Source organism: Neisseria sp. HMSC03D10 (assembly GCF_001807625.1).
In the GTDB taxonomy this organism is placed as follows: Bacteria; Pseudomonadota; Gammaproteobacteria; order Burkholderiales; family Neisseriaceae; genus Neisseria; species Neisseria mucosa.
In genome coordinates, this window is the sequence record NZ_KV789492.1 from 22,781 (window position 1) to 25,053 (window position 2,273).

At 54.5% G+C, this 2,273-nt stretch carries 1 protein-coding gene; it reads left to right on the forward strand.

Annotation, left to right across the window (positions count from 1 at the left end; all coding sequences use genetic code 11):
* The first annotated feature begins 73 nt into the window (after positions 1 to 73).
* Entirely contained in the window at positions 74 to 1,849 is a 1,776-nt protein-coding gene (locus tag HMPREF3066_RS01325) for an extracellular solute-binding protein (RefSeq protein ID WP_070439933.1), read from the forward strand.
* The last annotated feature ends 424 nt before the right edge of the window (positions 1,850 to 2,273 follow it).

Below are 2,273 nucleotides of genomic sequence, written 5' to 3' on the forward strand. Positions count from 1 at the left end.
GTCGTCTGAAAACGGTTTTCAGACGACCTTTTGCTATAATCGGGCTTCATCGTTCTGCTCGGTTTGGAACCTTATGAAAACCCTCGTCCTCCTCCTGCTTTCCTTCTCCTCTGCCACTGCTTTTGCCGCATACGGTTTAGGTTTGGGGCAGGAGCCGAAATATCCCGCTGACTTTCGCGCCTACGAATATGTCAATCCCGACGCGCCTAAAGGCGGTGTGTTTTCCCTACCGATACAAGGCGGCTTCGATACGTTCAACCCGTTTACCCTCAAAGGCGACAAAGAAGCCGGCGTCCTCAATCTGACCGTGGACATGCTCACGGACAACAGTTGGGACGAACCTTTCTCCATGTACGGACTGCTGGCGGAAGACTTTTCACTTGCCGAAGACGGACTGTCGGCAACATTCAGGCTCAACCCGAAAGCCAAATTCCACAACGGCGATCCCGTGCTTGCCAAAGACGTCGTCGCCTCCTTCCGCCTGCTTACCCAAGACAAAGCCGCCAATCCCTTCTACCGCATATACTGGAGCGACGTAGCCAAAGTCGAAACGCCCGACGACAGGACAGTCGTTTTCCGATTCAAACAGCGCAATGCCGAATTACACATGGCATTAGGGCAACTGCCTGTGTTTTCTCATAAAAGCTACCCCGAAGGTCTGGAAAAAGGCGCAAACAAAATGCCCATCGGCTCCGGCCCCTACCGTTTCGTCAAAGCAGACATCGGGCGCATGAGCGAATACGCGCGCGACAAAAACTACTGGGCGCAAAACCTCCCGACCCGCAAAGGCAGATATAACTTCGACACCGTCCGCTTCAAATATTTCAAAGACAACAGCGTCCGCCTCGAAGGCCTCAAAGCCGGACAATACGACTTCGTTTACGAAAATGTCGCCCGAAACTGGGCGCGGGGCTATTCCGACGAAATGCTCGCCAAACGCGGCATGGGCAAACACGAATGGATACAGAAAAGCGATGCCGGCATGCAGGGCTTCGTCATGAACCTGCGCCGCGCCCCATTTGACAACATCCTCGTGCGGCAGGCGATGGTCGAGAGTTTCGATTTTGAAAGCATCAACGCGCGTATTTTCTACGGCGCATACCGCCGCAGCAACAGCTTCTTCACCAACAGCGAGATGGCGGCGACAGGCAAACCGCAAGGCGCGGAACTGAAATTGCTCCAGTCCCTCGGCAACACCCTCGACCCCGTCGTCCTGAACCAACCCGTCCCCGAGCCGCCCCAAACCGACCCGAAAACAGGCATACGCCCCAACCTGCTCAAAGCCCGCGCCCTCTTGGAAAAAGCAGGCTACCGCTATAAAAACGGCAAACTGACCGACAGCAAAGGCAAACCCCTGACCTTTGAGTTCCTGACCGCCTCCAAAACCTACGAACGCATTACCGCCAAATGGCAGCGCGACCTCGCCAAAATCGGCGTCACCATGAACATCCGCGTTACCGACCCCGCCTTATATCAAAGGCGTCTCAACGATTTCGACTTCGACATGACCATTACCGTCTATGCCAACAGCGAAAGCCCCGGCAACGAACAATACGATTATTTCGGCTGCGAAGCCGCCAAAATCCCCGGCAGCCGAAACCTCGCCGGCGTGTGCCGCCCCGAAGTCGAAAAGCTGCTCAAACATTTTGGCAGCTTCACCAATCGCGAAGAGCTGAAAACCACCTCCCGGGCACTAGACCGCACCATCCGCCACCAATACATCATCGTCCCTGCCTGGTACGCCGACCGCTACCGCGTCGTTTACCGCAACAACCTCGGTATCCCGCAACAACTGCCGAAATATTACGACCCGGTATTTTTTTCGCTGAGTAGCGGGTGGTGGAAATAGCGGCGGAAATCCGTAGCGTGGGCTTTGCCCGTGAGAGGAATGCTGAAATGGATGCCCATTTGGCTGTTGTTTGATTCAGATTATTAAACAGCAGATTTCGTGGGCGCAGCCCACGCTACTTGGGTTGTCCCAAGCCTGTATTGATTGAATAAACGAGGTCGTCTGAAAACAAGCGTGAACGAGTTTCTCTAAAACTCAAATCTCAAAGTTTTCAGACGACCTTATTTTTACCTGCAACCTACTCCCTCTCCCGTCCGGCGGGAGAGGGCTGGGGAGAGGGTGGCTCTACGGTTTGCACGAATTTGCTTTACCTAAACTTCAAAAGCCACCCCCATCCTAACCTTCCCCCGCTAGACGGGGGAAGGGACAGGTTGCCGTTGCGGCAACGAGTAGAGACCTTTGCAAAAAAGCCTTTCCCCCCAAC